The 23,947-nt window shown below is 49.9% G+C and carries 26 protein-coding genes, 1 tRNA gene and 2 pseudogenes; 6 read left to right on the top strand and 23 right to left on the bottom strand.

Annotation, left to right across the window (positions count from 1 at the left end; all coding sequences use genetic code 11):
* Window positions 1–11: 11 nt before the first annotated feature.
* The 19 genes and pseudogenes from murD to LO777_RS19930 form a co-directional block, all read right to left on the bottom strand.
* Window positions 12–1,424 (bottom strand): UDP-N-acetylmuramoyl-L-alanine--D-glutamate ligase, encoded by a 1,413-nt coding sequence (gene murD / locus LO777_RS03520; RefSeq protein WP_228856181.1) that lies wholly within the window; start codon window positions 1,422–1,424, stop codon window positions 12–14.
* Between the two features lie 4 nt (window positions 1,425–1,428).
* Entirely contained in the window at window positions 1,429–2,508 is a 1,080-nt protein-coding gene (gene mraY, locus LO777_RS03515) for a phospho-N-acetylmuramoyl-pentapeptide-transferase (RefSeq protein WP_228856180.1), read from the bottom strand.
* Between the two features lie 83 nt (window positions 2,509–2,591).
* Window positions 2,592–5,303 carry a UDP-N-acetylmuramoyl-L-alanyl-D-glutamate--2,6-diaminopimelate ligase gene (locus tag LO777_RS03510; RefSeq protein ID WP_228856179.1) on the bottom strand — a complete coding sequence of 904 codons (2,712 nt, stop codon included), beginning with the start codon at window positions 5,301–5,303 and terminating at the stop codon, window positions 2,592–2,594.
* On the bottom strand, window positions 5,303–5,593 hold the full coding sequence (locus LO777_RS03505; RefSeq protein ID WP_228856178.1) for a Mur ligase domain-containing protein: 291 nt from the start codon (window positions 5,591–5,593) through the stop codon (window positions 5,303–5,305). Before LO777_RS03505 ends, LO777_RS03510 begins: the two co-directional genes overlap by 1 nt.
* Complete coding sequence (locus LO777_RS03500) at window positions 5,580–6,872, bottom strand: PASTA domain-containing protein (RefSeq protein ID WP_228856177.1); 1,293 nt, start codon at window positions 6,870–6,872, stop codon at window positions 5,580–5,582. Before LO777_RS03500 ends, LO777_RS03505 begins: the two co-directional genes overlap by 14 nt.
* Entirely contained in the window at window positions 6,794–7,456 is a 663-nt protein-coding gene (locus tag LO777_RS03495; RefSeq protein ID WP_228856176.1) for a penicillin-binding protein 2, read from the bottom strand. The genes LO777_RS03500 and LO777_RS03495 overlap by 79 nt, the downstream gene beginning before the upstream one ends.
* Before the next feature lie 101 nt (window positions 7,457–7,557).
* Window positions 7,558–7,950, bottom strand: coding sequence for a hypothetical protein (locus LO777_RS03490; RefSeq protein ID WP_228856175.1), 393 nt, complete (start codon window positions 7,948–7,950; stop codon window positions 7,558–7,560).
* A gap of 24 nt (window positions 7,951–7,974) precedes the next feature.
* Entirely contained in the window at window positions 7,975–8,874 is a 900-nt protein-coding gene (rsmH, locus tag LO777_RS03485) for a 16S rRNA (cytosine(1402)-N(4))-methyltransferase RsmH (RefSeq protein WP_228856174.1), read from the bottom strand.
* Window positions 8,874–9,329: a division/cell wall cluster transcriptional repressor MraZ gene (locus tag LO777_RS03480; RefSeq protein ID WP_228856173.1), complete on the bottom strand. Its 456-nt coding sequence runs from the start codon at window positions 9,327–9,329 to the stop codon at window positions 8,874–8,876. The genes rsmH and LO777_RS03480 overlap by 1 nt, the downstream gene beginning before the upstream one ends.
* A gap of 373 nt (window positions 9,330–9,702) precedes the next feature.
* A complete protein-coding gene (panB, locus tag LO777_RS03475) occupies window positions 9,703–10,533 on the bottom strand; it encodes a 3-methyl-2-oxobutanoate hydroxymethyltransferase (protein ID WP_228856172.1) in 831 nt (276 codons plus the stop codon).
* A gap of 184 nt (window positions 10,534–10,717) precedes the next feature.
* Window positions 10,718–11,772 (bottom strand): annotated as a pseudogene (ruvB, locus tag LO777_RS03470) (Holliday junction branch migration DNA helicase RuvB).
* On the bottom strand, window positions 11,769–11,975 hold the full coding sequence (locus LO777_RS03465) for a RuvA C-terminal domain-containing protein (protein ID WP_228856171.1): 207 nt from the start codon (window positions 11,973–11,975) through the stop codon (window positions 11,769–11,771). Before LO777_RS03465 ends, ruvB begins: the two are co-directional and overlap by 4 nt.
* Complete coding sequence (ruvA, locus tag LO777_RS03460) at window positions 11,972–12,391, bottom strand: Holliday junction branch migration protein RuvA (protein WP_228856170.1); 420 nt, start codon at window positions 12,389–12,391, stop codon at window positions 11,972–11,974. Before ruvA ends, LO777_RS03465 begins: the two co-directional genes overlap by 4 nt.
* Window positions 12,392–12,402: 11 nt before the next feature.
* The gene (gene ruvC, locus LO777_RS03455) at window positions 12,403–12,876 is read right to left on the bottom strand and encodes a crossover junction endodeoxyribonuclease RuvC (RefSeq protein WP_228856169.1); all 474 of its coding nucleotides are present in this window, start codon (window positions 12,874–12,876) and stop codon (window positions 12,403–12,405) included.
* A gap of 25 nt (window positions 12,877–12,901) precedes the next feature.
* The gene (locus LO777_RS03450) at window positions 12,902–13,651 is read right to left on the bottom strand and encodes a YebC/PmpR family DNA-binding transcriptional regulator (RefSeq protein WP_228856168.1); all 750 of its coding nucleotides are present in this window, start codon (window positions 13,649–13,651) and stop codon (window positions 12,902–12,904) included.
* A gap of 137 nt (window positions 13,652–13,788) precedes the next feature.
* The gene (locus tag LO777_RS03445) at window positions 13,789–14,403 is read right to left on the bottom strand and encodes an SAM-dependent methyltransferase (RefSeq protein WP_228856167.1); all 615 of its coding nucleotides are present in this window, start codon (window positions 14,401–14,403) and stop codon (window positions 13,789–13,791) included.
* Window positions 14,391–14,681: a hypothetical protein gene (locus LO777_RS03440; RefSeq protein WP_228856166.1), complete on the bottom strand. Its 291-nt coding sequence runs from the start codon at window positions 14,679–14,681 to the stop codon at window positions 14,391–14,393. The genes LO777_RS03445 and LO777_RS03440 overlap by 13 nt, the downstream gene beginning before the upstream one ends.
* Entirely contained in the window at window positions 14,666–15,574 is a 909-nt protein-coding gene (locus tag LO777_RS19935) for an HD domain-containing protein (RefSeq protein ID WP_268907501.1), read from the bottom strand. Before LO777_RS19935 ends, LO777_RS03440 begins: the two co-directional genes overlap by 16 nt.
* A 47-nt stretch (window positions 15,575–15,621) precedes the next feature.
* Entirely contained in the window at window positions 15,622–15,915 is a 294-nt protein-coding gene (locus LO777_RS19930; RefSeq protein WP_268907500.1) for a nucleotidyltransferase family protein, read from the bottom strand.
* A gap of 455 nt (window positions 15,916–16,370) precedes the next feature.
* On the opposite strand from LO777_RS19930, the gene LO777_RS03425 reads away from it, so the two are divergent.
* Entirely contained in the window at window positions 16,371–17,330 is a 960-nt protein-coding gene (locus LO777_RS03425; RefSeq protein WP_228856165.1) for a tRNA dihydrouridine synthase, read from the top strand.
* A gap of 25 nt (window positions 17,331–17,355) precedes the next feature.
* Here LO777_RS03425 and LO777_RS03420 read toward each other — a convergent pair whose 3' ends face one another.
* From LO777_RS03420 to recN, 3 genes are read right to left on the bottom strand one after another with little or no spacing between them, the layout of a single operon-like run.
* The gene (locus LO777_RS03420; protein WP_228856164.1) at window positions 17,356–17,667 is read right to left on the bottom strand and encodes a hypothetical protein; all 312 of its coding nucleotides are present in this window, start codon (window positions 17,665–17,667) and stop codon (window positions 17,356–17,358) included.
* Window positions 17,559–18,404 (bottom strand): adenine nucleotide alpha hydrolase family protein, encoded by an 846-nt coding sequence (locus LO777_RS03415; RefSeq protein ID WP_228856163.1) that lies wholly within the window; start codon window positions 18,402–18,404, stop codon window positions 17,559–17,561. The genes LO777_RS03420 and LO777_RS03415 overlap by 109 nt, the downstream gene beginning before the upstream one ends.
* A complete protein-coding gene (recN, locus tag LO777_RS03410) occupies window positions 18,401–20,086 on the bottom strand; it encodes a DNA repair protein RecN (protein WP_228856162.1) in 1,686 nt (561 codons plus the stop codon). The genes LO777_RS03415 and recN overlap by 4 nt, the downstream gene beginning before the upstream one ends.
* A gap of 387 nt (window positions 20,087–20,473) precedes the next feature.
* Here recN and LO777_RS03405 point away from each other — a divergent pair, with 387 nt between their 5' ends.
* Window positions 20,474–20,980: a metal-dependent transcriptional regulator gene (locus tag LO777_RS03405; RefSeq protein WP_228856161.1), complete on the top strand. Its 507-nt coding sequence runs from the start codon at window positions 20,474–20,476 to the stop codon at window positions 20,978–20,980.
* Window positions 20,981–21,013: 33 nt separating this feature from the next.
* On the opposite strand, the pseudogene LO777_RS03400 reads toward LO777_RS03405, so the two are convergent.
* Window positions 21,014–21,234 (bottom strand): annotated as a pseudogene (locus tag LO777_RS03400) (SelT/SelW/SelH family (seleno)protein).
* Between the two features lie 87 nt (window positions 21,235–21,321).
* On the opposite strand from LO777_RS03400, the gene LO777_RS03395 reads away from it, so the two are divergent.
* The 4 genes from LO777_RS03395 to LO777_RS03380 all read left to right on the top strand — a co-directional run bounded on the left by LO777_RS03395 (window position 21,322) and on the right by LO777_RS03380 (window position 23,939).
* Window positions 21,322–22,275, top strand: coding sequence for a deoxyguanosinetriphosphate triphosphohydrolase family protein (locus LO777_RS03395; RefSeq protein WP_228856159.1), 954 nt, complete (start codon window positions 21,322–21,324; stop codon window positions 22,273–22,275).
* Window positions 22,272–22,499: a hypothetical protein gene (locus tag LO777_RS03390; RefSeq protein WP_329955712.1), complete on the top strand. Its 228-nt coding sequence runs from the start codon at window positions 22,272–22,274 to the stop codon at window positions 22,497–22,499. The genes LO777_RS03395 and LO777_RS03390 overlap by 4 nt, the downstream gene beginning before the upstream one ends.
* 70 nt (window positions 22,500–22,569) lie before the next feature.
* A tRNA-Arg gene (locus tag LO777_RS03385) sits at window positions 22,570–22,646 on the top strand.
* A 192-nt stretch (window positions 22,647–22,838) separates the two neighbouring features.
* On the top strand, window positions 22,839–23,939 hold the full coding sequence (locus LO777_RS03380) for a tyrosine-type recombinase/integrase (RefSeq protein WP_228856158.1): 1,101 nt from the start codon (window positions 22,839–22,841) through the stop codon (window positions 23,937–23,939).
* Window positions 23,940–23,947 lie beyond the last annotated feature (8 nt).

Here is a 23,947-nt window from a genome sequence, read left to right as displayed (position 1 = left end):
TTCATTGTCTGTTATATCCGTGCCTGTTCAGAAATACCGGCCAGGGTGAGGACCGTTTTTTTAAACAGTCTTCCCCGTTGCCCATAGCTTTCAAACATATCAAAACTGGCACAGGCTGGAGAGAGAAGAATCACGTCTCCACTCTCTGCGTATTCCAGTGCCTTGTTCACCGCATCCTCCATGGAGGCAGCTTTCGTGCTGACAACCTCTGCACCCAGGGCCGCGCGAATAAGCGGTGCCGCCTCTCCAATCAAAACTACGGCCTTGACCTTTTCCGCTACAGCAACAGTCAGGAGGCGGTAATCATCTCCCTTGTCACGACCACCGAGAATGAGAACCGTTGATTTTTTTCCCATCTGTTCCAGTGCTGCAATAACTGCTCCGGTATTGGTCGCCTTTGAGTCATTAAAAAACCTGATACCATCCACCTCTGCCACCAGTTCCATGCGATGTTCAAGGGGTGCAAACGTATCCAAACCCCGCTGAACCTGCGCCGGACTGCTGCCGGTAATTCTTGCGGCGAAAATGGCGGGACAACAGTTATACAGACCTGTTTCATCACCGAGAGAAGAATTTTTCAGGCTATACTGTTCTTCTTCACCATGAAATGGGAAAATTATGTTTTTCCCGGAAATTCTTATGGTATGTTCTGCCTTCCTGCCAAACAGAACCTGGTTTGCACCGCAGGTCGCCGGAATTTTCATGCAATCTGGACAGTCACCGTTGACAATAGCCGTGTCCCTCTTGTCCTGGTGGATAAAAATATTCATCTTTGCCCGAAGATAATTTTCAAAACTGCCATGCCTGTCCATGTGATCCGGGCTGACATTCAGAAGCACTGCCACATCAGGCGCGAAGTCTCCACCACTCTCCAGTTGAAAACTCGACACTTCGAGTACCAGAATGTCATACTCCTCCGGTTCCAGAAGATAATCAAAAAGAGAAATCCCTATATTGCCACCGACGAATACCTTTTTCCCCGCTTCCTGCAAGAGCTGTCCGGTAAGTGTGGTCACTGTTGTCTTGCCGTTTGTCCCGGTGATAGCCACCACGGGCCTTTGTACAGAGCCTGCAAAGGCGAGCTCCCCTGCAATCACGCACCCTTTTGTCCTGAGTTTTTCAAAGAGAGGTACAGCAAGATCCACTCCGGGACTGGGAATGATAATTTCTGCTCTGGAAAGAAAATCAAAGCTGTGTCCGCCGGCTTCCCACTCTACCCTGTTTTCCTGTAAAAAATCCCCTTCTTCCAGCAGGAACTTCTGCGGCTCCCTGATGTCTGAAACAAACACTTCAGCACCTTTTTTCAGGCAGTATTTCACAGCACTTTTTCCAGAAATGCCGAGGCCTGTTATGGCTACTTTCTGTCCGGCATTTATTTTCAGAATCCCGCTCATGGCTCTCTTCTCTTTCAATCCATCCGGCACGGTGTCAGCGGAGTTTCAGGGTAGCAATGGCAAAAAGACCCAGAATAATGGAAACAATCCAGAATCTGACCACCACCTTTGTCTCATGCCAGCCCTTTTTCTCAAAATGATGATGAAACGGGGCCATGAGAAAAATCCGTTTTCCCCTGGTCATCTTAAAGTATCCAACCTGCATGATGACGGAGAGGGCCTCCATCACGAAAATTCCTCCGACAATTGCCAGCAGGAACTCCTGTTTGATAATAATGGCGATGGAACCGAGAGCACCCCCCAGGGCCAGGGAGCCAACGTCACCCATGAACATCTGGGCGGGATAGGCATTGAACCAGAGAAACCCCAGGCAGCCACCGAAAATCCCACCGCAGAAAATCGCCAGTTCCCCACTGCCCGCCACATAAGGCAGACGAAGGTATTCCGCCAGCACAACATGACCGGCCAGGTAGGAAAAAACCAGGTAAACTGCCGCAGTCACGATGGTTGGACCGGCCGCCAGACCATCCAGGCCATCAGTCAGGTTGACAGCATTTGAGGCTCCAACAATCACCACAATGGCAAACACCACATAAAACCAGCCAAGATCCGGATGAATATTTTTAAAGAACGGCAGGCTCAAATGACCATCAAACCCCGGATGGTAATACATGAACAGACCGACCACTCCTCCACCGATAACCTGCAGAATCAGTTTTCCCTTTGCACTCAGTCCCTTGGAATTCTGTTTTTTTACTTTCCGGTAGTCGTCGATATAACCAATCATGCCATAGAACAGGATGATAAAGAGACCGAGCCATACAAGGACATTGTCCAGCCGTGCCCATAAAAGAGTGGCCAGGGTAATTCCAAAGAGAATCAGAACCCCTCCCATGGTGGGTACACCCTTTTTGGCCAGGTGGGTTTCCGGTCCATCATCTCTGATGACCTGTCCGATCTGGAACCGCTGCATTGTCCTGATGAAAACAGGCCCCAGGAAAAGAACAATCAAAAAAGCTGTTACCGCTCCGCCGATTGCACGAAAGGTAATATATCGAAAAACATTGAACCCGGTAAAGACCGTGTGCAATGGATAGAGAAAATGATACAGCATCGTTTATACTCTCAAGAACCTCGTAATCAGTTAAACAGCCAGCTTCTCAACAATAGTTTCAAATCGCAGACCACGGGAAGCCTTCACCAGCAGCAGGTCCCCGGTCCCAGTTTTTTTTCATCGGTCAATTTCTCAACCCAGGCCACAGCTTCTTTTTTTTCTACAAAAACTTTTATAGCATCTTCCGCCATTCCACCGGATAAAGCTCCCTTTCGCACTTCATCCCTGAATTCCCCGAGGACCGCAACATGGTCAATATCCAGCTCCGCGACAAGTCTTCCCAGCTCAAAATGGGCTTCTGCAGCACTCTCTCCGAGTTCAAGCATATCTCCAAGAACCGCCACTGCACATCTTCCCGCCGCCTGCCTGAGAGTTTTCAATCCTGTCGCCATGGAAGCCGGATTTGCATTATAGGTGTCATTGAGCAGCCCGTAGCCGCCTGCGGTTTTCAGTATCTCCATGCGTCTGTCCGGAGCCCTGAAATCTGCAAGACCGGCTGCTATTTCAGACAGTCCCGCCCCCGCCGCTTTCGCAATTGCCGCAGCCGCCAAGCTGTTGCCGACATTATGTTCTCCCAAGGTGTAGAGATGGATATCCTCCTGCTCAGTCCCACAGTGCAGGGTAAAGGTGATAACACCCTTGTCTTCAAGATTGATATCAGAAGTCCACAAATCCGGCTGCGCGCCTGCAACCTGACCGGATACGCTGAAACCTATCTTCCGCTGCCCATACTTCGCCGATAATTTTCTTACCAGGGGATCATCAAGATTGACAACCAGGATACCGTCACTGCGGGTTCCCGCAAAAAGTTCCTCCTTCGCCCTGGCAACACCTTCCAGGCTTCCCAGTTTTTCCAGGTGAGCACCGTGGACATTGATAATACAGCTTATATCCGGATCGGCTATTTCCACCAATCGCCGCAGTTCTCCCGGCTGGTTCATCCCCATTTCCAGGACTGCAGCCCGGTGGTTCAGGTCAAGGGGCAGGAGCGACAGCGGCAATCCTATCAGATTATTAAAATTTCCTTTTGTTTTCAGTACACTGTTTTCCGTATGGTTCGGTCCAGCCGGCCATTTCCTCTTGAGAATAGCACTGACCATCTCCTTGACCGTGGTCTTCCCGCAACTGCCGGTAATTCCGATAACCGTCTGCTCGCACAGCCTGCTCACCTGTCTTCTTCGATAAGCCGCCAGATCGCCCAGGGCCCTTGCTGTGTCCTCAACCCGTATAACGGGAACAACCGTGGGTTCCGGCACAGGAGCCCCTTTTTCCAGGACAAGGCAACCGCATTTTTTTTCAAGGACCTGGTCAACAAACCGGTGGCCATCAAAATGTTCACCTTTCAGGGCCACAAAGATACCGTTTTCCGGCATTTGCCTCGAATCTGTTGAGACCGGCCCCAGCAGACCCGGCCTTACACCGGCAGACCGTAGTTTTCCCCTGGCACCCCTGGCTACTCTCAATGGTGTCCACGAAGAAAGGATATTTTCCGCCTCCAGCCTGTCATCAAAGAACTGCCTCCCCCTGAGACTGAGCTGATAGGTTTCATGCCCTTTCCCTGCAATGAGCACTACATCCTCGGGTCCTGCCGAGGTTATCGCCAGACGGATCGCCTTCCTCCTGTCCCTTTCCACAACAATTCCGCGATCTCCACGCTGTCTTTCTCCCAACCACGCCTGTTCCCTGGGCTCAAGACCGCTTTCCTCCGTCCCTTCAAGAATCTGCTTCACAATCAGTTCCGGGTCTTCCGTTCTCGGATTGTCGTCGGTAATCAGGACAACATCACTGAAACGACAGGCAATCTCACCCATCAGGGGGCGCTTGCCATTGTCGCGATCTCCACCGCAACCAAAAACACAGAAAAGTTCTCCATGGGGCAAAGCAGCCACTGTTTCCAGTACATGTTCCAGCGCATCGGGTGTATGGGCATAATCCACCAGGACAACAGGCCCATCCAGAGGGTCTTCAGCACGGTCCATGACCCGCTCCAGCCTTCCGGGAGCACCTGTGGATTTCATCAGCCCCCTGCGGACACTGTCCGGGTCAATCTCGAGGGCATGACAGAGTCCGCAGGTGGTGAGAACGTTATCCATATTGAAACCACCCACAAGTTTTGATTTTAACTTTACGGGGTTACCGGCAAGTATCAGATCCATCAATGTTTCCTCCAGCCTAGTTCTAAAACCGATCAATCGAACATCGTCCTTTTCACCGTCCCCCCAATACACATTCTTTCCACAATTGTCTTCGCAGGTGCGCACCAGCTCTCCATAAAGGTCGGCTTCCCTCTCAACCCAGGATTTCCCCGGAAGTACCGCGATCCCCTCATCTTCCAGATGTTCCCGGAAAAGACTGAGTTTCGCTTCAAAATACTCTTTCATATCTTTGTGATAATCGAGATGATCCCTGGAGAGATTAGTAAATGCCGCAGTCCTGAAGCGAATATTGCTTATTCTTTTCTGACTCAGGGCATGGGAAGAAACTTCCATGATCACGAAACTGACACCGTTGTCCGCCATTTCCCGCAATACCTTCTGCAGCACCATGGCTTCCGGTGTTGTAAATCGTGTCTCCAGAATCACCGATTTTCCATTATCACCACTGTACCTGTTGTTGACTGTTCCGATCACCCCCACCTTGTAACCGGCCTCAAGAAGAACGCTTTCCAGAAGGTAGGCCACCGTTGTTTTACCGTTGGTCCCCGTCACTCCGATTAGTGTCAACTGATCTGCGGGATTCCCAAAATAATTGGCAGCCACAAGACCATATGCCCTGCTGCTGTCCTCAACTTCCATCAGAATCCCCGGCCAATCTGCCGGTAAGTCCCCGCCCGACCTTTTTCACAGAGAACAGCAATACAGCCGTTTTCTATTGCCGCGACGATAAAGTCGTGGCCATCAAAACGGGATCCATCCAAGGCAACAAACAACATTCCGGGAGCAGCCTTTCTGGAATCGGAAGTAACCCCGCTGATGACCGTTCTCTCAATTATTCTCGCATCCTTATCAGTGCCGACCCGGTATTGAATACCTTTCAGCAGTGACTGCAGCGGCAGCTGAGGTGAAGGAGTGTTACCTGTGTTCATCGCGCCCCGGTGTTTCGTTGTTATTTGAATGATTCGGCCTTGCCGCCAGAACAAGGACACACTCCGAAACCCCTTTCAGTGATGTTCCGGCAACAGGTTTCTGGGAAACAACCCTGCCCGTTCCCCTGAAGTGTATTTTCAATTTTTTATGCTGCAGCAACTGGAAACTTCGCCTGAGACTCAAACCTTCCAGGTTCGGCATTACACCCGGTTTCACCTGCTGATCCGTGCGTTTTTTATTTCTTCTGCCCAAAAACCCGGAGTTCTCTTTACCAAATGGATAATTCCCCTCACCTGTCAGTTCTGGCTCCACCACATCGGCCACATTTTTTGCCACCTGCTGCAGGACGGAAATGCGATCAACGACACGATCAACCAACTCCACCAGCAAAGGGGATTTCTTCTCTTTCTTTTCAGGCAACAGGACAGGTGAACTGACAGTCACCAGCATCGCCAGGGGCACAGTATCCGCCGGTATCAGAGCAAAAAGCAGTTCCTCGTCCTGAAACCCTCCATCCGGACCGGAATTAACCAGAAGATCCCTGTCACTGAAATAGAGCGTGCCGGAAGATCCGGGAGTTGCCATGCTTTTCAACAGCCGCTCCATCTCCTTTGAGCTGCTGTTTATTGTTTCCGAAACGGAATCAAATTCTCCACGATAAACCGGCAGGGGAAATTTTTCTCCGGAAACAGTATCCACCACCGCGCCAACGGCATGGGGTCGTATGGCTGTGCCATTGCTGAACAGCTCCGTCAATCCGGTGAACAGTTTCAGAGGAGTTGTTGATTCCGGGACCAAGCCATATTGCTGCTCCGCGACCTGCCTGAACAATTTCATAGTAACGGCTTGAGTTTTTTCCCCCTCTTTATACAGGGAAAAATCGGTATACCACTCGTCCGTCAACCCCAGCCAGTTCCAGAGCCGTAATTGAAATCCCAGGTTCATTCCGATTGAGGAAACAGACCATGGAAGAGTATTTCCCATCTCCCGTGATCCGAGAAGATTGGCAGCATCCCGTAGAAGAATCCGAAACCGACGGGGTATAACCATGGGCACAAGCATCTGGTTTTCCAGAATATCCTGGGAATACCGGATAAACCGATTCGGGTCAAATCCCGGGTACTGTGCACCACCCACCAGTTCACCGGTTTCTCGCTCCATCAGCCAGGCACCAACCCTGCATCCGGGCCTTCGCCCGGCTATCCGGGAAACCAGGGTCTCAAGGATTTGCTGAATTTTAAAGTCAACCGTGAGAACCAGATCAAGAGGACGTCCCATGCCGTTTCCCCGCCTTCCACAGTATCACCGGCAAGCAGCCTGTCGTAAAAAAATTCGACGCCTGCAAGACCGATATTATTCTCCACGTAACCAAGAAGATGACCGGCCTGTTCACCAGCCGGGTAAAATCGTTTCTGCTCCCGCTGAAGATAGACTCCAGGGAGATGTCTGGTTTTCAGAGCAACTTCCTGCTCCTGGCTGATATCCTCAGAAATCCATACTCTTAAGGCACCACTCTCCAGCTTCGCCTTCAGAACATCCGGCTGAACGTGAAAAACTGCCCCCAGCTCCTTCACTGTTTCCGGAATTGATTTTATTTCTTTAATTCGCGCATACACTGAGACTCTCTCCAGGGTAACAGCAACCTGCTTCAGGTTCCTGCCAAAAACCGTACCGCGTGGGATTTCCGTGGGTGGAAATGTAGATTTTACTGTAGAAAACAGTTGTTTTGCCGACTCGACCAGACCACTGTCCGGAATATATTTCCAGAAAACCGCTCCAATCCCTGCCACGAGAAGAAAACCAAGAAGAATCCATCTCTTTTTTCTCTTTTTCTGCACTCGCAGGCGGGACTGTCTGACCATATTCTCTCTCTCATCGTCCTGATGAAACAGTTTCCGCCCGCTCCCCCCCTGGAGAAACTTTTAAAAGCGGCGGAAAAACAGGATGAATCCCGTATGTCGGGTTAAAATACAGCGGAAAATGTCCCCTTCCTGGTGTTGTACTTAACTACCTGCCCTTTCGGTTTATACAGGGAAAGCTTTTCCCCGGCCATACGCTCAATCTGCTCTGTGCTTCTCAGGAAATCCCGGTCTTCCTTCAGTCTGAAATTTTCAAGTCTCAATTCATACTTTTTATTCTCTGCAACTGAAATTGACCTGTCAGTATCTCTGATTGAGGCTCCAAGGAAAATATTTACAGCAACAACAGGGACCAGAAAGAACAGCAGGATCTTCACCACCGGTTTCCATACTACTGAATCGACAACGCCCCCCTTTTTACGGGATCCGGAGTATTGTCCTGCACCACTCTGTACACGGGGACGTATATATGGCTGTACTGGATTTTGAATATTCATGTTCTTCCTCCCGGCTTCCTGCTGCTATTTTTTCTTCGCCACCCTCAGGCGCGCACTGCGCGACCTGCTGTTTCCAAGGATTTCATCACGGGATGGCAAAACTGCTTTTGACGTGACAACCTCCAATTCCGGATTTTCCCTGAATTTTCTTTTTACAATTCGATCCTCCAGAGAATGAAAAGAGATCACACAAAACCTGGCTTCCGGTTTTAACCAGTCAACCCCGTCGTCAAGGATTTGGGCCAGGTTTTCCAGTTCAGTATTCACCGCTATCCGAAGGGCCTGGAAAACTTTGGTGGCCACATGAATCCTGCCGGGATGAAACCGCCTGGGAACAGCCTTTGAAATAATTGACACAAGCTGCTTTGTTGTCCTGATCGGTTCCTGTTTTCTGTTTTCCATTATGGCTGCGGCGATGGGTCTTGCCTGCCGCTCTTCGCCGTAATAAAAAAAAATATCGGCCAGCTCTTCCCGGGTGCAGTCTGCAAGAATAGATTCGGCTGTTACACTCCTCCTGTTGTCCATTCTCATATCGAGCACTTCATCGCGCTGGAAACTGAACCCCCGATTTCCCATATCAAGCTGCAGCGAAGACAGCCCCACATCAATCAACAGGCCATCAACCGCTTCAACACCAGCTTCTTCCAGTCCTTCCCCGATCTCTGCAAAATTCCTTCTCACTATCTGCAGCCTGTCACCATAGATCGCCAACCTTCTTTCGGCTTTTTCAATGGCACTTTCATCCCATTCAAAACCTATGACCCTCCCATCGGGAGCCGATTTTTCAAGAATCGCTTCACTGTGACCGCCCAGGCCCAGAGTGCCGTCCATGTAAACGCCGCCCGAAACAGGCTGGAGATACTCCATGGTTTCCGCCAGAAGAACCGAGGTATGGATTGCCTTTTCCCTGGTATCTGCAGTCATCAATACGAACCGAGTTTTCGAACCTGATTTTCGTATTTTTCGAAATTTTCCTCAGCCTGGGCGTTGTCGACCAGGAGTGCATCCCGGTCCCATATCTCCACCCAGTTTCTCATTCCGGACAGGGTCACTTCCTTGTCAAGACCAACAGCCTGCTTCAGATTCTGGGGAATACGAATCCGCCCCTGTTTGTCCAGAGTGCACTCCTCCAGATTCCTCATCAGGTAACGGACAAACGTTTCGTTGAGATCTCCGGTTGGTCCCTCATTCCATATCTTTTCCTCAAGGGCTTCCCAGTCGGCGATTGGATAAACACGGAGATATCTCTTCCAGGGAGCAAGAATCAGTATTTCGGACTCACGATTCCGCAACACATCACGAAACCGGGCAGGAAAGTTCAACCTTCCCTTGTTGTCCAGAACATGATCCGAACTGCCACGAAAACGATTCCTGATCACCGAAGTTTCTCCTTGCCACTCAACACCACAAATAGGGACTACAACCCACTTTACACCACCACTACCTTATCTTTTATAACAGGGCACATGAATGTGTCAAGAAAAAAACTTGTGGAACTTCAGGAGGATAAGAGCAATAACACGAAGAGGGAAAACACAATATAAAGGATATGCACCTGGACAGATACACAATATATGGTAGAAAGCAGCAAAAAAACCGTCACAACTGCCCAACAAACAGTTTCCCTGCATCTACCTCTAAGACGCTGTTATTGAAGGATTTTAAGGAAAGGTATAACAGAGGAGAAAAACAGAAAAAAACAGGGTGGTGTAAAGTGGGGCAAGAATAATACCCCACTTTACACCACCACGGTTACTCATCGAGTAACTGACGATAATCCACCTTACTGGTAAAACTGTGCTCTTCCTCGGGATACTTTTCAGCCCTCACTTCATCATGAAACGCTGTCACAGCCTCCTTGATCAGCGGAGAAAGATTGGCATATTTTTTGACGAATTTCGGGGTAAACTTCTCAAACATCCCCACCAGATCATGGGTCACCAGAACCTGGCCGTCACAGTGAATTCCCGCCCCGATACCGATGGTCGGAACAGAAACCGATTCGGTGATCACCTTGACCAGGCTGTCCGGTACACATTCAATCACCATGGAAAAGACTCCGGCTTCCTCCAGTGCTCTTGCTTCGTATAGCATTCTCCTGGCGTCATCAAGCCCACGCCCCTGGACCTTGTAGCCACCCAGTTGACCGGCACTCTGAGGTGTAAGCCCGATATGTCCCATGACAGACACTCCGGCTTCAACAAGCCCTTTGACTACAGGACATACGGAAACACCGCCTTCAAGCTTGACCGCATCACAACCGGCATCCTTGATAAATCGTATACCGTTCAAAACGGCATCCCTCACCCCCGTCTGATAGGAACCGTAAGGCATGTCACCGATAATAAAGGTGTCAGGCGCACCGCGACGAACCGCTTTGGCGTGATGAATCATCTCATCCATGGTCACCGGAACAGTGGAGTCATATCCCAGAACAACCATACCGAGAGAATCCCCGACAAGCAGGGCATCCACTCCGCAATCGCTCAAAAGACGGGCCATTGCCGCATCATAGGCGGTCAGCACGGTTATTTTTTTCTTTTCAGCTTTCATCGCCCGAATTTCAGTCACCGACCTTCCCATAGTACTCTCCCTTTCCTTATTCATGATGGACTCGTAAAAACTCCGATCTACTGCGTTGTGGGGTGATCGTGCAATGCTCGACGTACCATATGTACGCCTGCGCTTACACGACACCGCCACGCCTTGTATATCGAAGTTTTTCCAGAGTCCATCTGAGAACGTTGAACGACTTTTTACGAGATCATCATTCATCAAAAAGTGACTTTTGATTTCCCCTGATCTGCGGTGAGGTTCTACCGAAGTGTTCATAGGCGGTTGCCGTGGCCACCCGCCCACGTGGTGTCCGTTTCAAAAATCCGGACTGGATGAGAAACGGTTCGTAGACATCCTCCAGGGTATTTTTCTCTTCGCAGACCACGGTTGCCAAGGTATCCAGACCAATGGGCCCGCCCTGGAACTTATCAATTACAGTCAGCATGATGCGACGATCCATATCATCCAGACCGTACTGATCAACCCCAAGCAGGTTAAGCGCTTCACCTGCAACTTCCGCATTGACCACCTTATGCCTGCCCACCTGGGCGAAGTCCCGAACCCTCCTGAGCAGCCGGTTGGCAATCCTCGGTGTTCCCCGGGAACGCCTGCCGAGCTCCAGGGCTCCGGATTGATCTATTTTCACTCCGAGAATAGTTGCCGATCGCATCACGATACTGACAAGCTCCTCTGGAGAATAAAATTCCAGTCGGAGAATCACCCCGAAACGATCACGCAGGGGCGGTGTCAGCAGGCCGGTCCTCGTGGTGGCCCCCACCAGGGTGAACCTGGGAAGATCCATTTTCACCGAGCGAGCCCCGGGCCCCTGACCGATAATAAGATCCAGCTGAAAATCCTCCATGGCAGGATAAAGAACTTCTTCCACCACATGATTGAGCCTGTGAATTTCATCAATAAAGAGGACATCCCCCTCCTGAAGACTGGTCAGGATCGCCGCGAGATCTCCCTGCTTTTCAATGACAGGACCAGAGGTCATCTTGATGCCGGCCCCCATCTCGTTGGCGATGATATAGGACAGGGTTGTTTTGCCAAGGCCTGGAAAACCATGAAAAAGAACATGATCCAGCGGCTCACCCCGCCCCTGGCCGCCTGGATAAAAATAGAAAGGCTTTTGCACAGGGTTTCCTGGCCGATATACTCCTCCAGGCTCCTGGGACGAAGCCCGGTATCACCGGATGGCTCTCTGCCGGCCGGTTTCGGACTGACCAGTCGTTCATCCGCCGAAATATTTTCCTCAATATTCATACAAGAGTCCTCAACGCCTCACGGATCAGTTCTTCCACTCCCATCTCCCCGAAAGAATCATTACCCAGCCTTTTTTTGACCGAACCGAGAGTTTCTCTTGCCACGGGATCAGAATACCCGAGATTGACCAGAGCAGAGATGGCATCCGCCACCGGTGAACCGGCCACCGGAACCACCGGCTGATGAACAGACGTGAGGCTCACTCCCCCTGCACCAGGTGTCCGACTTTTTCCTTTAAATCGACACAGACCCGCTCGGCTGTTTTCCTGCCAACTCCCTGAAGAGTGGTCAACGTCTTGATATCCCCTTCTGTTATTGCCCGACAGAGATCTGCAACATGAAGTCCAGACAGCATGGCAAGGGCCAGCTTGGGACCGATTCCGGACACCGTTTTCAGGATAAGGAAAAGCTCTTTTGCCTCAGGTTCCAGGAAACCGTAAAGAGTGATGGCATCTTCCCGGACATTGGTATGGATATGGAGAAGAATTTCCTCCCCCACTTCCGGCAGCCGGGCCACACTGTCTGTGGCCAGAAAAACCTCGTAACCCACCCCAGCGACATCGATAACCGCCCTGTCCGCCTGTATTGAGAAAACTCTGCCGGTAAGTGCTGCAATCATTATTTTTATATTTACAGGTGAAATTGATTGGCATGACAAATAGCCACAGCCAGTGCATCAGCCGCATCCGGGCTGGGTGAACCATTCAGGGACAGCAGAGCCTTGACCATATGAAGCACCTGAGGTTTTTCCGCCTGCCCGTAACCGGCCACAGCCTGCTTTACCGCCCGGGGACTATAATCATAGACAGTCAGCCCATTCTGCATGGCCGCCACGACAGCCGCTCCACGGGCATGCCCCAGCTTCAGTGCCGAACGTGGGTTCGTGGCCAGAAACACATCCTCTACAGCTCCGATAACGGGATTATGAACCTGGATAACTTCGTTAATTCCTTCAAATATCTCGTTGAGTCGGAAAGAAAACGGATAATCCGTCGTTGTTTTAATAACACCACAGGCGACAAAGGAAAGCCCGTTTCTTTCAGCGTCTATAACGCCATATCCGGTAATCCTGCTGCCGGGATCAATCCCGAGGATACGTTCCACTTTTTTTCCGACTCCCGGTCCGACTTTACGAGAGCTGTTCCATCAGCTCATCGTCAATATCAAAATTGGCGTGCACTTTCTGCACATCATCATGATCTTCGAGGTTTTCAAGCAGTTTCAGGAGGGATCGTGCCACCTTTTCATCTGTCACATCCACTGTATTCTTGGGAATCATGGAAATGGAAGCCTCTATAAAACTGATACCGGCCTCTTCGAGCCCACTGCGGACATCGTCCATATCTTCCGGTGGTGTCAGAATCTGGAATTCACTTTCTTCCTCAATGATATCATCGGCACCCGCCTCCAGGGCGTGATCCATCAATTCTTCTTCGGACACGGTCTCCTTGTCCACAAGAATCAGACCCTTTTTTTCAAACATCCAGGCAACACAGCCGGACTCTCCCAGATTCCCGTTACTCTTGGTGAAGTAATGCCGCACATCAGCCACGGTCCTGTTCCGGTTGTCGGTCATACACTCCACCAGCACGGCAACTCCGCCCGGACCATATCCTTCGTAGAGGATTTCATCATAAACTTCACCGGCTATTTCACCGGTGCCTTTTTTGATTGCCCTGGCAATATTATCCTTGGGCATATTTTCCGCCTTGGCCGAGGCTATTGCCGCCCTCAGCCTGGGATTACCCTCCGGGTCCCCGCCACCGGTTCTTGCAGCAACAGTAATCTCCTTGATAAGCCGGGTGAAGATCTTGCCCCGCCTGGCATCATTGGCTCCTTTTTTCCTCTTGATCGTTGACCACTTTGAGTGTCCTGACATATTTTATACCTGTTGATAATTAATAAATCTATCCTGAACCCGTGAACAGATGCCCCGCAGGGCAACAAGTGATTATTTTCAGCGTATTCCTTAAAATCAAAAAAAACATTGTCACGGATCCAGGTCTATCATATGACTTACCTGGAAGAACCTGCAGGTTTCCTGTATTCCATTCCAAGCACAAAAACTTCCCTGCTCTCAACCCGGGAGCTTTTCGGCTTTATCACCTTGACCATACCGAATTGGCTTCTCATCTTTTTCACAAAATCGGGAAAATCCTCTCCCTGAAAGACTTTGCAGATATAATGCCCCTTATTCAATAACAGCAGTTCGGCCAGGGACAGGGTTGTATTGACAAGGTCAAGAGACCTCTGGGCATCCACCCAGCGACTCCCTGAGGTTCTCGGTGCAAGGTCCGAGATCAGCACACGGAAAGCAGGCCTGAACCTGCGAACCATGGGCACCAGTTCTGGAGCAGTAATATCCTGGCAGAGCCAGTGGATAGGTGCCCCCCCGGGACGGGGACTGCAATCAGCCTGCTGCAGGTCCACCCCGACCACTATACCTTTCGGGCCGACTATTTCCGAGGCATAGAGCGACCAGCTCCCCGGATAACAGCCGAGATCCAGAACACTGTCCCTCTTACGAATAAATTTATATTTTTGCTGGGCCTCTTCCAGTTTATAGACAGACCTGGCTGGAAACTTATTCTTTCTGGCCTTCTTAGCATAGTAATCGTTTACTTTACGCACGTTTTAGTCCATTTATTTTTCTTTGACAAGACGTATCCCGCATTTCCCAGAAATGTCTCCACCCAACTGATGGCGGAACTCCGATCTCTCACCTCACTTTCCACTCTGGCTGTTTCCAGCCCGTCAAGGATTGTGGAAAAAAAAGGACCGGGAGCCAGACCGAACAACTCTTTCAGATCGGTTCCGGTGAGCAGACGCGGGCCCTTGAGTACCGGCCTTATACTCTCCCTGTACTCTCTGCACACTTCATCAAAAAGCAATGCTATCTCCTGTTCCATATTCTCGGGTTTCTGCTCCCCCTGCCGGCCAGGCTGTCTGCCATGGCCAGAAGAAAAAGAGCAGGCAGCCTGTCGCCGGCCCGTTTACAGAGTTTTAGAGCGGCCCTTTTTGTAATCCCTCCTGTTCTGACATTGTTACAGAGATGAAAGGGATGCATGTGCATGCCAATGAGAGAAGCAACAAAATCAGTATCCCTGCCACTCCAGCGCATCCGTTTTGCAAAGTCGGAGAAATGGTTTTTTCCTGCCTCATCGTGGCCGTAAAAGGTCACCCGTCCAGCCTCCTTTTCACTTTTCCCCCTGGTTCCCGGCTTGCCGATATCGTGCAGAAGTGCAGCCCATTTCAGCCCGCAGACCACATGTTCATCCTTGAGATATTGTTTCAAGTTCTCACCCGCTTTCGGAAAATATGTTTCGGGGGAGGCAATCAGCTCCTCCATCATCTCCAGCGCCAGCATATTGTGATCAAAAACATCCAGGCGATGAAATCTCGGCTGGGCAACACCCCTTCCCCAATACAGTTCCGGCAACAGTTTTTCAAGAAGGGTGGTCGCGTGCATATCTTTCAGGGTTGCTGCGGTTTTATTCGAGGAAAAAATCATATCCAGTTCAACACGGATTCTCTCCGGTGCCACTCGACTGATCAGTGAGCAATTTTCCTGAACTGCCGACATTGTTTCCGGCACCAGAGAAAACCCCATCGTAGCCTGAAAGCGAAAACCGCGGACCATACGGACCGGGTCATCAGCAAAGGCACCCCCGCAATGGCGCAGTACTCCGCCCTGCAGATCCGTCAAACCGCCGGCCGGGTCCAGCAGATCCGCTTTGAGCCCATCACCAGAAAGATTTTCAAAAGGTACGGCCATACTGTTTATGGTAAAATCCCGCCGCAACAGATCTTCCTCAATGGTGGATGCATTCTTTCTGTAATCGGCTACGTCTATCTGGATGTTCTGCCAGACCAGGCGGGCCCCTTCAGCCTCAGGACCGGAAAGATCAACAAAGCTCCCCCGCCCAGAGTGGAGATAACGGTATGAACAAAGGGAATCGCACCTTTTTCCAGGGCAATATCCAGATCTCCCGGATGCTTTCCCATAAGCATATCCCGTACCGTTCCCCCCACGACATGCAGCTCGATTCCATCACGACCGGCCGCTTCCGCGAGGGCTTTCAGCAGCCGCTCCGGATAATATGCAGACAGACGGGCCAGGTTCTGGAGTTTTACTTTACACACTTCTCATTTTCCCCTACATTCCACAAAAATACTTTCTCTTAACCTGCACTTAAAAAATGATAAGAAAAAAAATTCCCTTACCTGATCGGTATGGTATTGAAGAAACGTGTTCTTTTCGGCTCACCGATTGCATGAGACGATTTTTTCTTCATTTTCCTGCCCTGCGGGACTGGCAATTGCAGGATTTAGCCCGCATTTCTCATGAACATTGTGTCAATTTTGAGATGAGCTGTAGAATACAAATAATTAGCCAACTATCAGTAGTCGAACAAAATTGACACAATGTTCACCCAAGGTCAGCCCAGGCGACGCCATCTTCTGCAATATTTCAACAGTAAATATAGACAACTATTATTTACTCTTGAAAATTTTGTAGCTGACGCCGCCTGAACTGATGAAAAATGCGGGTTAGGTAATAATTATAGCATAGTGGTTCTCTATCATACACAGTTAAAATGGACACTTCTCAAAACAGCAGACAACCCTTCATTTACCTGGCTCCCATCAGAGGAGTAACAGATGTCCTGTTTCGCAACACCTTTTTTCGTCATTTCAACGGGATTGATGCGGCAGTTGCCCCTTTCATCAATCCCCAGAAAAACTGCCAGTACAACGACAGAATGCTCCAGGATATATTGCCGGAAACCAACAACATTCCGCCCATCCCTCAACTTCTCCACACGGATCCCGATGACTTTCTTGTCCTGGCCGGTCGCCTGGCCGATCTCGGTTATTGCCATATCAACTGGAACCTGGGCTGTCCAGCTCCCATGGTTGCCAGAAAAAAAAGAGGTTCAGGCCTGCTCCCTTATCCCGAGAAAATACTGTTTCTGCTGGAAAAAGTCACCAGCAGGACACAGATGAAACTGTCCATAAAAACACGTCTTGGCTATCAACAAAAAGAGGAACTCTTCCACCTCCTGCCCCGTCTCAACGATTTTCCACTGAAGGAAATCATCATTCACACCCGCCTGGGAAAACAGCAGTACAGGGGACAAACCGACCCCAAAAGTTTTGCCACCTGTCTGGAGCTGAGCCACCATATTCTTGTGTACAATGGGGATATTACAACCAGGAACGGATTTACAGAACTGGCTCACCACTTTCCTGATACCTCCACCTGGATGATCGGCCGGGGACTGCTCATGAACCCGTTTCTGGCGGAGGAAATCAAGGGGCTGCAGAGCGAAAACCGGGAAGAAAGAAGAACCAGGCTTTTCGCCTTTCACGAAGAACTCTACACCGGGTACAGGGAACGATTGAGCGGGCCGGGTCACCTTCTCGGTCGAATGAAGCAGCTGTGGCTTTACCTTATTGCCTCTTTTCCGGAAAAGAAGAAACCGTTCAAAAAACTGAAAAAAAGCAGCACCGTTTACGCCTTTGAGGAAAGTATCAGGGAGATTTTTGACCTGTAACCTGTATTTCTCATCAGTTCACCGGCTACTGCATCATCCAGTCCCTGAAAACAGAATCTTCCAGAAAAGGAACAACAGTTTTTTCCGAACGTTCAGCCAGGGTGATCGTCACTTCACCGGGGGGGCGTCTGCCGTCAATTTTTCGACCGTAGCGGACAACAAGACGTGCCGCCAGTTTCAGATCTCGAGCCAGAGCCTTGGGGTCCCCGTACCATGTAGCCGCTCTTCTCAACAGGGCTGTCGGACCAGGTCGCTGTTCCATCCACAGGAGCGCGTCATCTTCTCCAGCAAGTGTTTCCAGTCTGTCATTGTCCCGTTCATCCCGGCCGAGAACCAACCATCCACCACCGGGCAGGAGAAACTGTCTGCCGACCAGCAGCAGTCGCACATCTTCAGTTGTGATTTCGGCAGCAGACAGGGGGAATCATCGGAGTAAAGCTGGCTTATCCTGCGGCTGAGGATGGGGTCGGCCAGAATACACCCTCCGGCCGGTGCCGGAAAATCGGCAATACCATACTCTTTTGCCAGGGAAATCTGCCGGGAACGCCCTCGACCGCTAAAATCAAGAAGTTTCTCCCTGTCCACCCAGCCTTTCTTTTCCGCTTCTGTTTCCACCATGAGCTTTGCACTGAGCGGCCTTAAAAGAAAGGACCTGGTCCCTGAATCTCTCTCGATCACATTCAAGGTATCCCTGCGCTGGGACATGGGACGCTGCCCGAGAACTTCGCCGGTAATCAGGAATTTTGCCCCCCTTTCATCCATCATTTCTTTTGCTTTTGACAGCATGAAAATCTTGCAGTCAATACAGGGATTGAAATTTTTGCCGAATCCGTGGACCGGATTCTTCAAAAGTTCTAGATATTCTGAACTGATATCAAACAAATCCACATGAATGCCGTAGAGCTTGTACATTCTTTTGCGGTGAGCCTCTCTGTCCGCCAGAATCCTGTAATTGAAAAACGGAGTCACAAACTGAATGGCAGTGACATCAATCCCCTGGGACATCACCAGACGGGTTGCCAGAATAGAGTCCAGGCCGCCGGAAAAAAGGGCCAGCGCTTTTATTTTTCTCATGATTCACTTCCCGCAGTCAAAAGCTGTTCAGCCCAGATCCTTGTCTGTTCCGTTGCCGACTCACCTGCCAGCATCCGCATCAGTTCTTCCACCCGCTGTGCGGAGCCGAGAGGTTCCACCGCAGACTGAGTCCGACCGTCAGCAACCTCCTTTTTGACCCGGAAGTGAAGTGTCCCCCGTGCGGCAATCTGGGGCAGGTGGGTAATGCAGAAAACCTGATGATGTTCGGCCAGCTCTCTGATTTTTCTGGCAACCGCCTCCGCTGCTTCGCCACCGATTCCAGCATCCACCTCGTCAAAGATAACTGTTTCAACCATATCTTTTCTGGCCAGAAGACATTTCATGGCCAGCATCAACCGGGACAGTTCACCACCGGAAGCGACTTTCGCCAAGGGTTTAGGTGGCTCCCCCGGATTGGCGGAAAAAAAGAATTCGCCACGATCCCATCCCGTTGCCCGCAATTTTTCAGGTACCTGTTCCACATCCTGCCAGTTGACATGAAACCCGGCGTTATCAAAGGCCAGAGAGCGCAATTCCTTTTCCATGGCCTCCTCCATGGCCAGGGCCGTCTTCCTGCGGGCCAGAGATAAGTCCCGCGCAACCCTGCAGGCAGCCCGCTCCGCCCTGTCAACTTCCGCCTCCAGCTCTTCTATCTGCCTGTCCATATTGTCAAGGCGCTGTAACTCCTTTTCACCTTTGTGTGCAAATTCAAGAATTTCATCCAGGCTTTCACCATATTTCCGCTTGAGGCGTCGGATCATATCCAATCGCTCACTGACAATTTCCAGACGGAGAGGATCACTCTCCAGGGAATCCCTGTAATATCGCAGTTCGTGGACATGATCCTCGGCAAGATAAGTGAAACCGCTGATTTCCTCCCTGATTTTTTCTGCACCGGGGTCAAGCTCGGCAAGCTGTTCCATATTTCTGCGCAGCCGGATCAGTCCATCCATCAACTCAGCAGACAGCAGACGGTAACTTTCCCGACTCACCTTTATAAGGATGTCCGCACTTTTAAGCCGTTTCTTTTCCAGTGCCAGCGACTCATCCTCACCTGGTTCAAGCTCCGCTTCTCTGATTTCATTTACCTGAAATTTAAGGAAATCCCGTTTCTGCTCCTTTTCCTGCTCTTCTTCACGCAACCGGGACAGCCGGGTTTTCCTGTCCTGCCATTCGGCAAAAAGATTACCCAGTTCCCTGCGCATCGGCCAGTGTTCTCCCAGTGTATCAAGAATATCCAGGTGCAGAGCTGGCTGCAGCAGTTTCTGATGATCGTGCTGACCCGCGACACTCAACATATCCGCAGTCAGATCTGAAACGGTTCTGGCTGTTGCCAGAGAACCATTGACATAAAGCCTTGATCGTCCGGATCGGGTGATTACTCTTTTTATGATAACCTGACAGTCATTGCCGAAACCGGCCTCGTCCAGTTTTTTCAGTAGATGGGAATGGGCGGGGTTCAACTCAAAAAGGGCTTCAATTTCACAAGATTGGGCACCGTTTCGTACCCAGTCAAGAGACGCCCGACCGCCGGTCAGAAGATGAATGGCCCGCAGCATGATTGATTTTCCGGCACCTGTTTCTCCTGTCATCACAACAAGATTAACACTATTTCGACGATCGAAATCAAGGTCCAGGGTTTCAATCAATGCAAGATTTTTTATTCGCAGTTCACAAAGCATAATAACAGTACTTCAGCCCCACGAAGGCTCCGTGATATTTTATTAATAACATATTGAATATTCAGTATAAATAATATATAAAAATACCTGAAAACATGCCAGTTGATTCAAAGGAAAGCAAGAGCAGTCCTCATGTCCCGACTTGACTCTCCCCCGAAAGAACTGTACTTTACATCTCAACCTGTGGCAACTTCGTGATCATTACAATATCATACTGAACCACAGTTATAAAAACATAACCAAGCACGATCAGGAAAACACTTGCCTCCCTGCGAAAGAGTCCGCCCCGCGGATTCAGGTTAAACAGAATGCGACTGAACCGTCCAGTGCCACGCAACCGGTAAAAACGGTCCACTCTCAATACCCATTATTCACCAACAGATCAACATGAAAGAGAAAGCGGATCTCAGTGCAAGCCTGGAAGATTACATAGAAGCTATCTATCACATTATTGATGAAAAGCTTGTTGCCCGCAGTAAGGAAATTGCTGCAAAACTTGATGTCAGCCGGGCTTCCGTCACTGAAGCATTGAGAGCCCTGTCTAAAAAAGGCCTTATCAACTATGCCCCTTACGAGGCCATCACCCTGACTGACAATGGAAAAACAGTGGCGGAAGATGTCATTTTTCGTCACGATGCACTGAAACGCTTTTTTATTGAAGTGCTGGCAATAGACACAACCATTGCCGAAGAAGGTGCCTGCAGGATTGAACATTCAGCACCACCGGAAATCATAGCCAGGATGATCAGCTTCACCAAATTCATCAAAGAATGCCCGAGGGGAGGCGATGATCTCATCAGGGGTTTTGCCGAATACTGCACCGAGGGCAGACAGGAGGAAAAATGCAGTTCCTGTATCTCAGGTTGCCTGGATCCTGAACACAAGGAAAATTAATCCCCCGCCACTGCCCCTGAATTCTTTTTTCATTCAGCCGGATTGAATAAGTCTCTCGACTTCTCCATCTTCAGGAAAACGCCCCAGGCTCTTTTTGGAGAAAAGCAGTTTGCCATCGGCTGTAATTTCAAAAACACCACCTGAAGATGAAATCAATTCAATTTCTGCGTTAAACTTCTTCTTCAGTTCTTCCCCAGACTGGAGGCACGCGGTTCGTAGTTTCACTTCGTACAGTATTCTATCGAAATTTTCATGGTCAATCTCCCTGAAATGGTTTTAAATCTCATTTGGAGCAACTGTATTCATTTTTTCACAACATCGCAATCGTAAAACCCGATAAAATGAAGACCATGAGAAAACAATCCCCGCTTTTCAAAATTCTGGAAAAGCTCGACGGGAACGAGATGAAAAATCTCGTATTTTCGGCCACAAAAAGCAACGAAGGTATCAGGAGATATCCCGAAAAAAAACCTGGATACCGACAGCAGTTTGCCCTGGACGCAGATCGTATCCTCCACTCCCGGGCCTATATCCGCTATATCGATAAAACCCAGGTTTTTCATCTTGTGGATAACGACCATATCACCCACCGGGTTCTCCACGTGCAGCTCGTGTCCAGAATAGCCAGAACCATCGGCCGGTTTCTCGGCCTTAACGAGGACCTTATAGAGGCAATAGCCCTTGGCCATGATCTCGGCCATCCGCCCTTTGGCCATGACGGAGAAAAATTCCTCGCAGAACTGTGCCGTGAGCACGGCCTTTCCCCTTTCCAGCATAATATCCAGTCCGTTAGATTTCTTGATAAACTGGAGCGCAAGGGAAGAGGCTGGAACCTGACACTTCAGGTCCTGGACGGAATTCTGTGTCATGACGGCGAAGTGCACTCACGCCGATTGTCACCACAGCCCATCTCAGATTTCAATGAATTTGACAGGCGCCTGGCCGCCAAGGAAAAAGACCCGGAACTGGCTGTCCTGCCAGCAACTCCGGAAGGGTGCGTCGTCCGCCTGGCAGATACCATAGCCTATATCGGCAAGGATATTGAAGACGCCATTATCCTCGACCTGATCAGGCGCGATGACATCCCGAAAAACTGCGGGGAAAAACTGGGCAGGACCAACGGAACAATCGTCTTCAATCTGGTCACGGACCTCATCAGCAACAGCAACCTTACAGACCCGGAGGCAATTCGAATCGGTTTTGGGGAAGAGGTGTCGGATCTCCTGTTTGAGCTGAAACAATTCAATTACGAACGAATCTATCTTGCCCCTGAGACCAAACGGAACATCCCCTGATCCGGGACTGCTACCAGGCCCTTTTTGCCTTCTATCTTGATTGCCTGAAAAATAATCCAGAAAACCTGCCACCAGGCGTTGACCTGATGGCGGACCTGGATTTCATTTACCCGGATCAATTAAAACATGAGAAAAAAATCTGTGATTTTATTGCAGGAATGACTGATGATTATTTCATAACCCAGGCCCGCCTGATCGGCTGCACGGTTCCCGACTCCCTCTGAAATATACGCCGGAGAGATATTACCGTTGACCTCAACCGGCGAACATGGTATCCAACTGCACAACCAATGTGCACCCGTAGCTCAGCTGGATAGAGCACCGGACTTCGAATCCGGGTGTCGGGGGTTCGAATCCCTCCGGGTGTACCACTGATTTAGCGTTGTTTTTTCTCATTTTCCCTTTATAAACAGGGCGTTCTGTCTTCTGTTTTTTCCTCCCTGCTTGTATTTTTCACTCATATGTGATTAAATGTTTTTATATATTTTCAAGATAAGTGTACCCGAAAATGTACCCGACTGCTGTTTACATAATCATATAATTTGAGTCAAGAGTCAGAAGCGATGGCAACTTTTGTTAAAGTTGAGCGAAAAAATGGAATCTGCTGGCAGGCAGTGATTCGCAGAAAAGGGTTTCGGCCGATAAAGAAAACCTTTGACCTGAAAGGTGATGCAAAGACGTGGGCCTCCGAGCAGGAAGCCCTTATACGGGCAAAGAGATTCAAGGATCCCAGGCTTGCTCAACAGGCACTGCTTGGTAAAGCTCTGGACAAATATAGAGAAGAGTGCAGGGCAAAGGGTAAGGCTGTCTCCACGTTGGACCGTGAACGCTACAGCAAACGCCACCTGGAGCGCATTCTTGGCAAAAATACTCCGCTCGGGGATATTGATGGTGCTCTGGTCAACATTTACCAGAATCAGCGCATCAGGGAAAATGCATCAAATTCGTCAATACGGCAGGAACTGGCAATGTTGTCCAAAATGTTTCGCATTGCCAGAAAAACATGGAAAATCCCCGTGGACAATCCGGTGGATGATGTGGATCGCATTCCTCCAACCCCTGGCAGACAGCGTTTTCTGACCTCCGAAGAGGCACGCCTGGTCATACAGGAAGCCAAGACTCTGAGAAACAGGAAATTCTATCCTTTTGTCGTTCTTCTAATGCATACTGGTATGCGGACGGGTGAAGCCGCCAGGCTGCACCAGGACAACATCAATCTGGAAAAACGATATATTGTAATCGAAAAAACAAAATCGGGCCGTCCCCGCACCGTCCCGATGACAAAAACAGTGGCGGAAGCCCTTGCTTCTCTGGAACCGGGGAAAGACGGCTTTTTTTTTCTGAAACCGGAACATCGCCATTCTTCATCTACCATGCTCCGACCGGGCAGCATTTTCCGCTCCTGCTGGCAACAGGTCTGGCGACAGCTTAAAAACAAAGCGGAAGACCAGCAAGCCTATCCTGGATTTCCAGTAATACCCCATTTCAAGCCCCATGATATCCGCCATACTGCAGCATCCCACCTGCTGATGGCCGGTGTAGACATCAGGGTTATCGCTGACATCCTTGGTCATTCAACACTGAAAATGGCGATGAGATACACCCATACCCTGGACAGCTACCGCCTGGAAGTCATAGACAAAATTGACCACCTGGGCACCTGAGCCTGTTT

It is taken from the genome of Desulfomarina profundi, from assembly GCF_019703855.1.
Lineage (GTDB): Bacteria > Desulfobacterota > Desulfobulbia > Desulfobulbales > Desulfocapsaceae > Desulfomarina > Desulfomarina profundi.
Note: the sequence above shows the minus strand (reverse complement) of the source record. Positions and strands in the feature narration are given on the sequence as shown.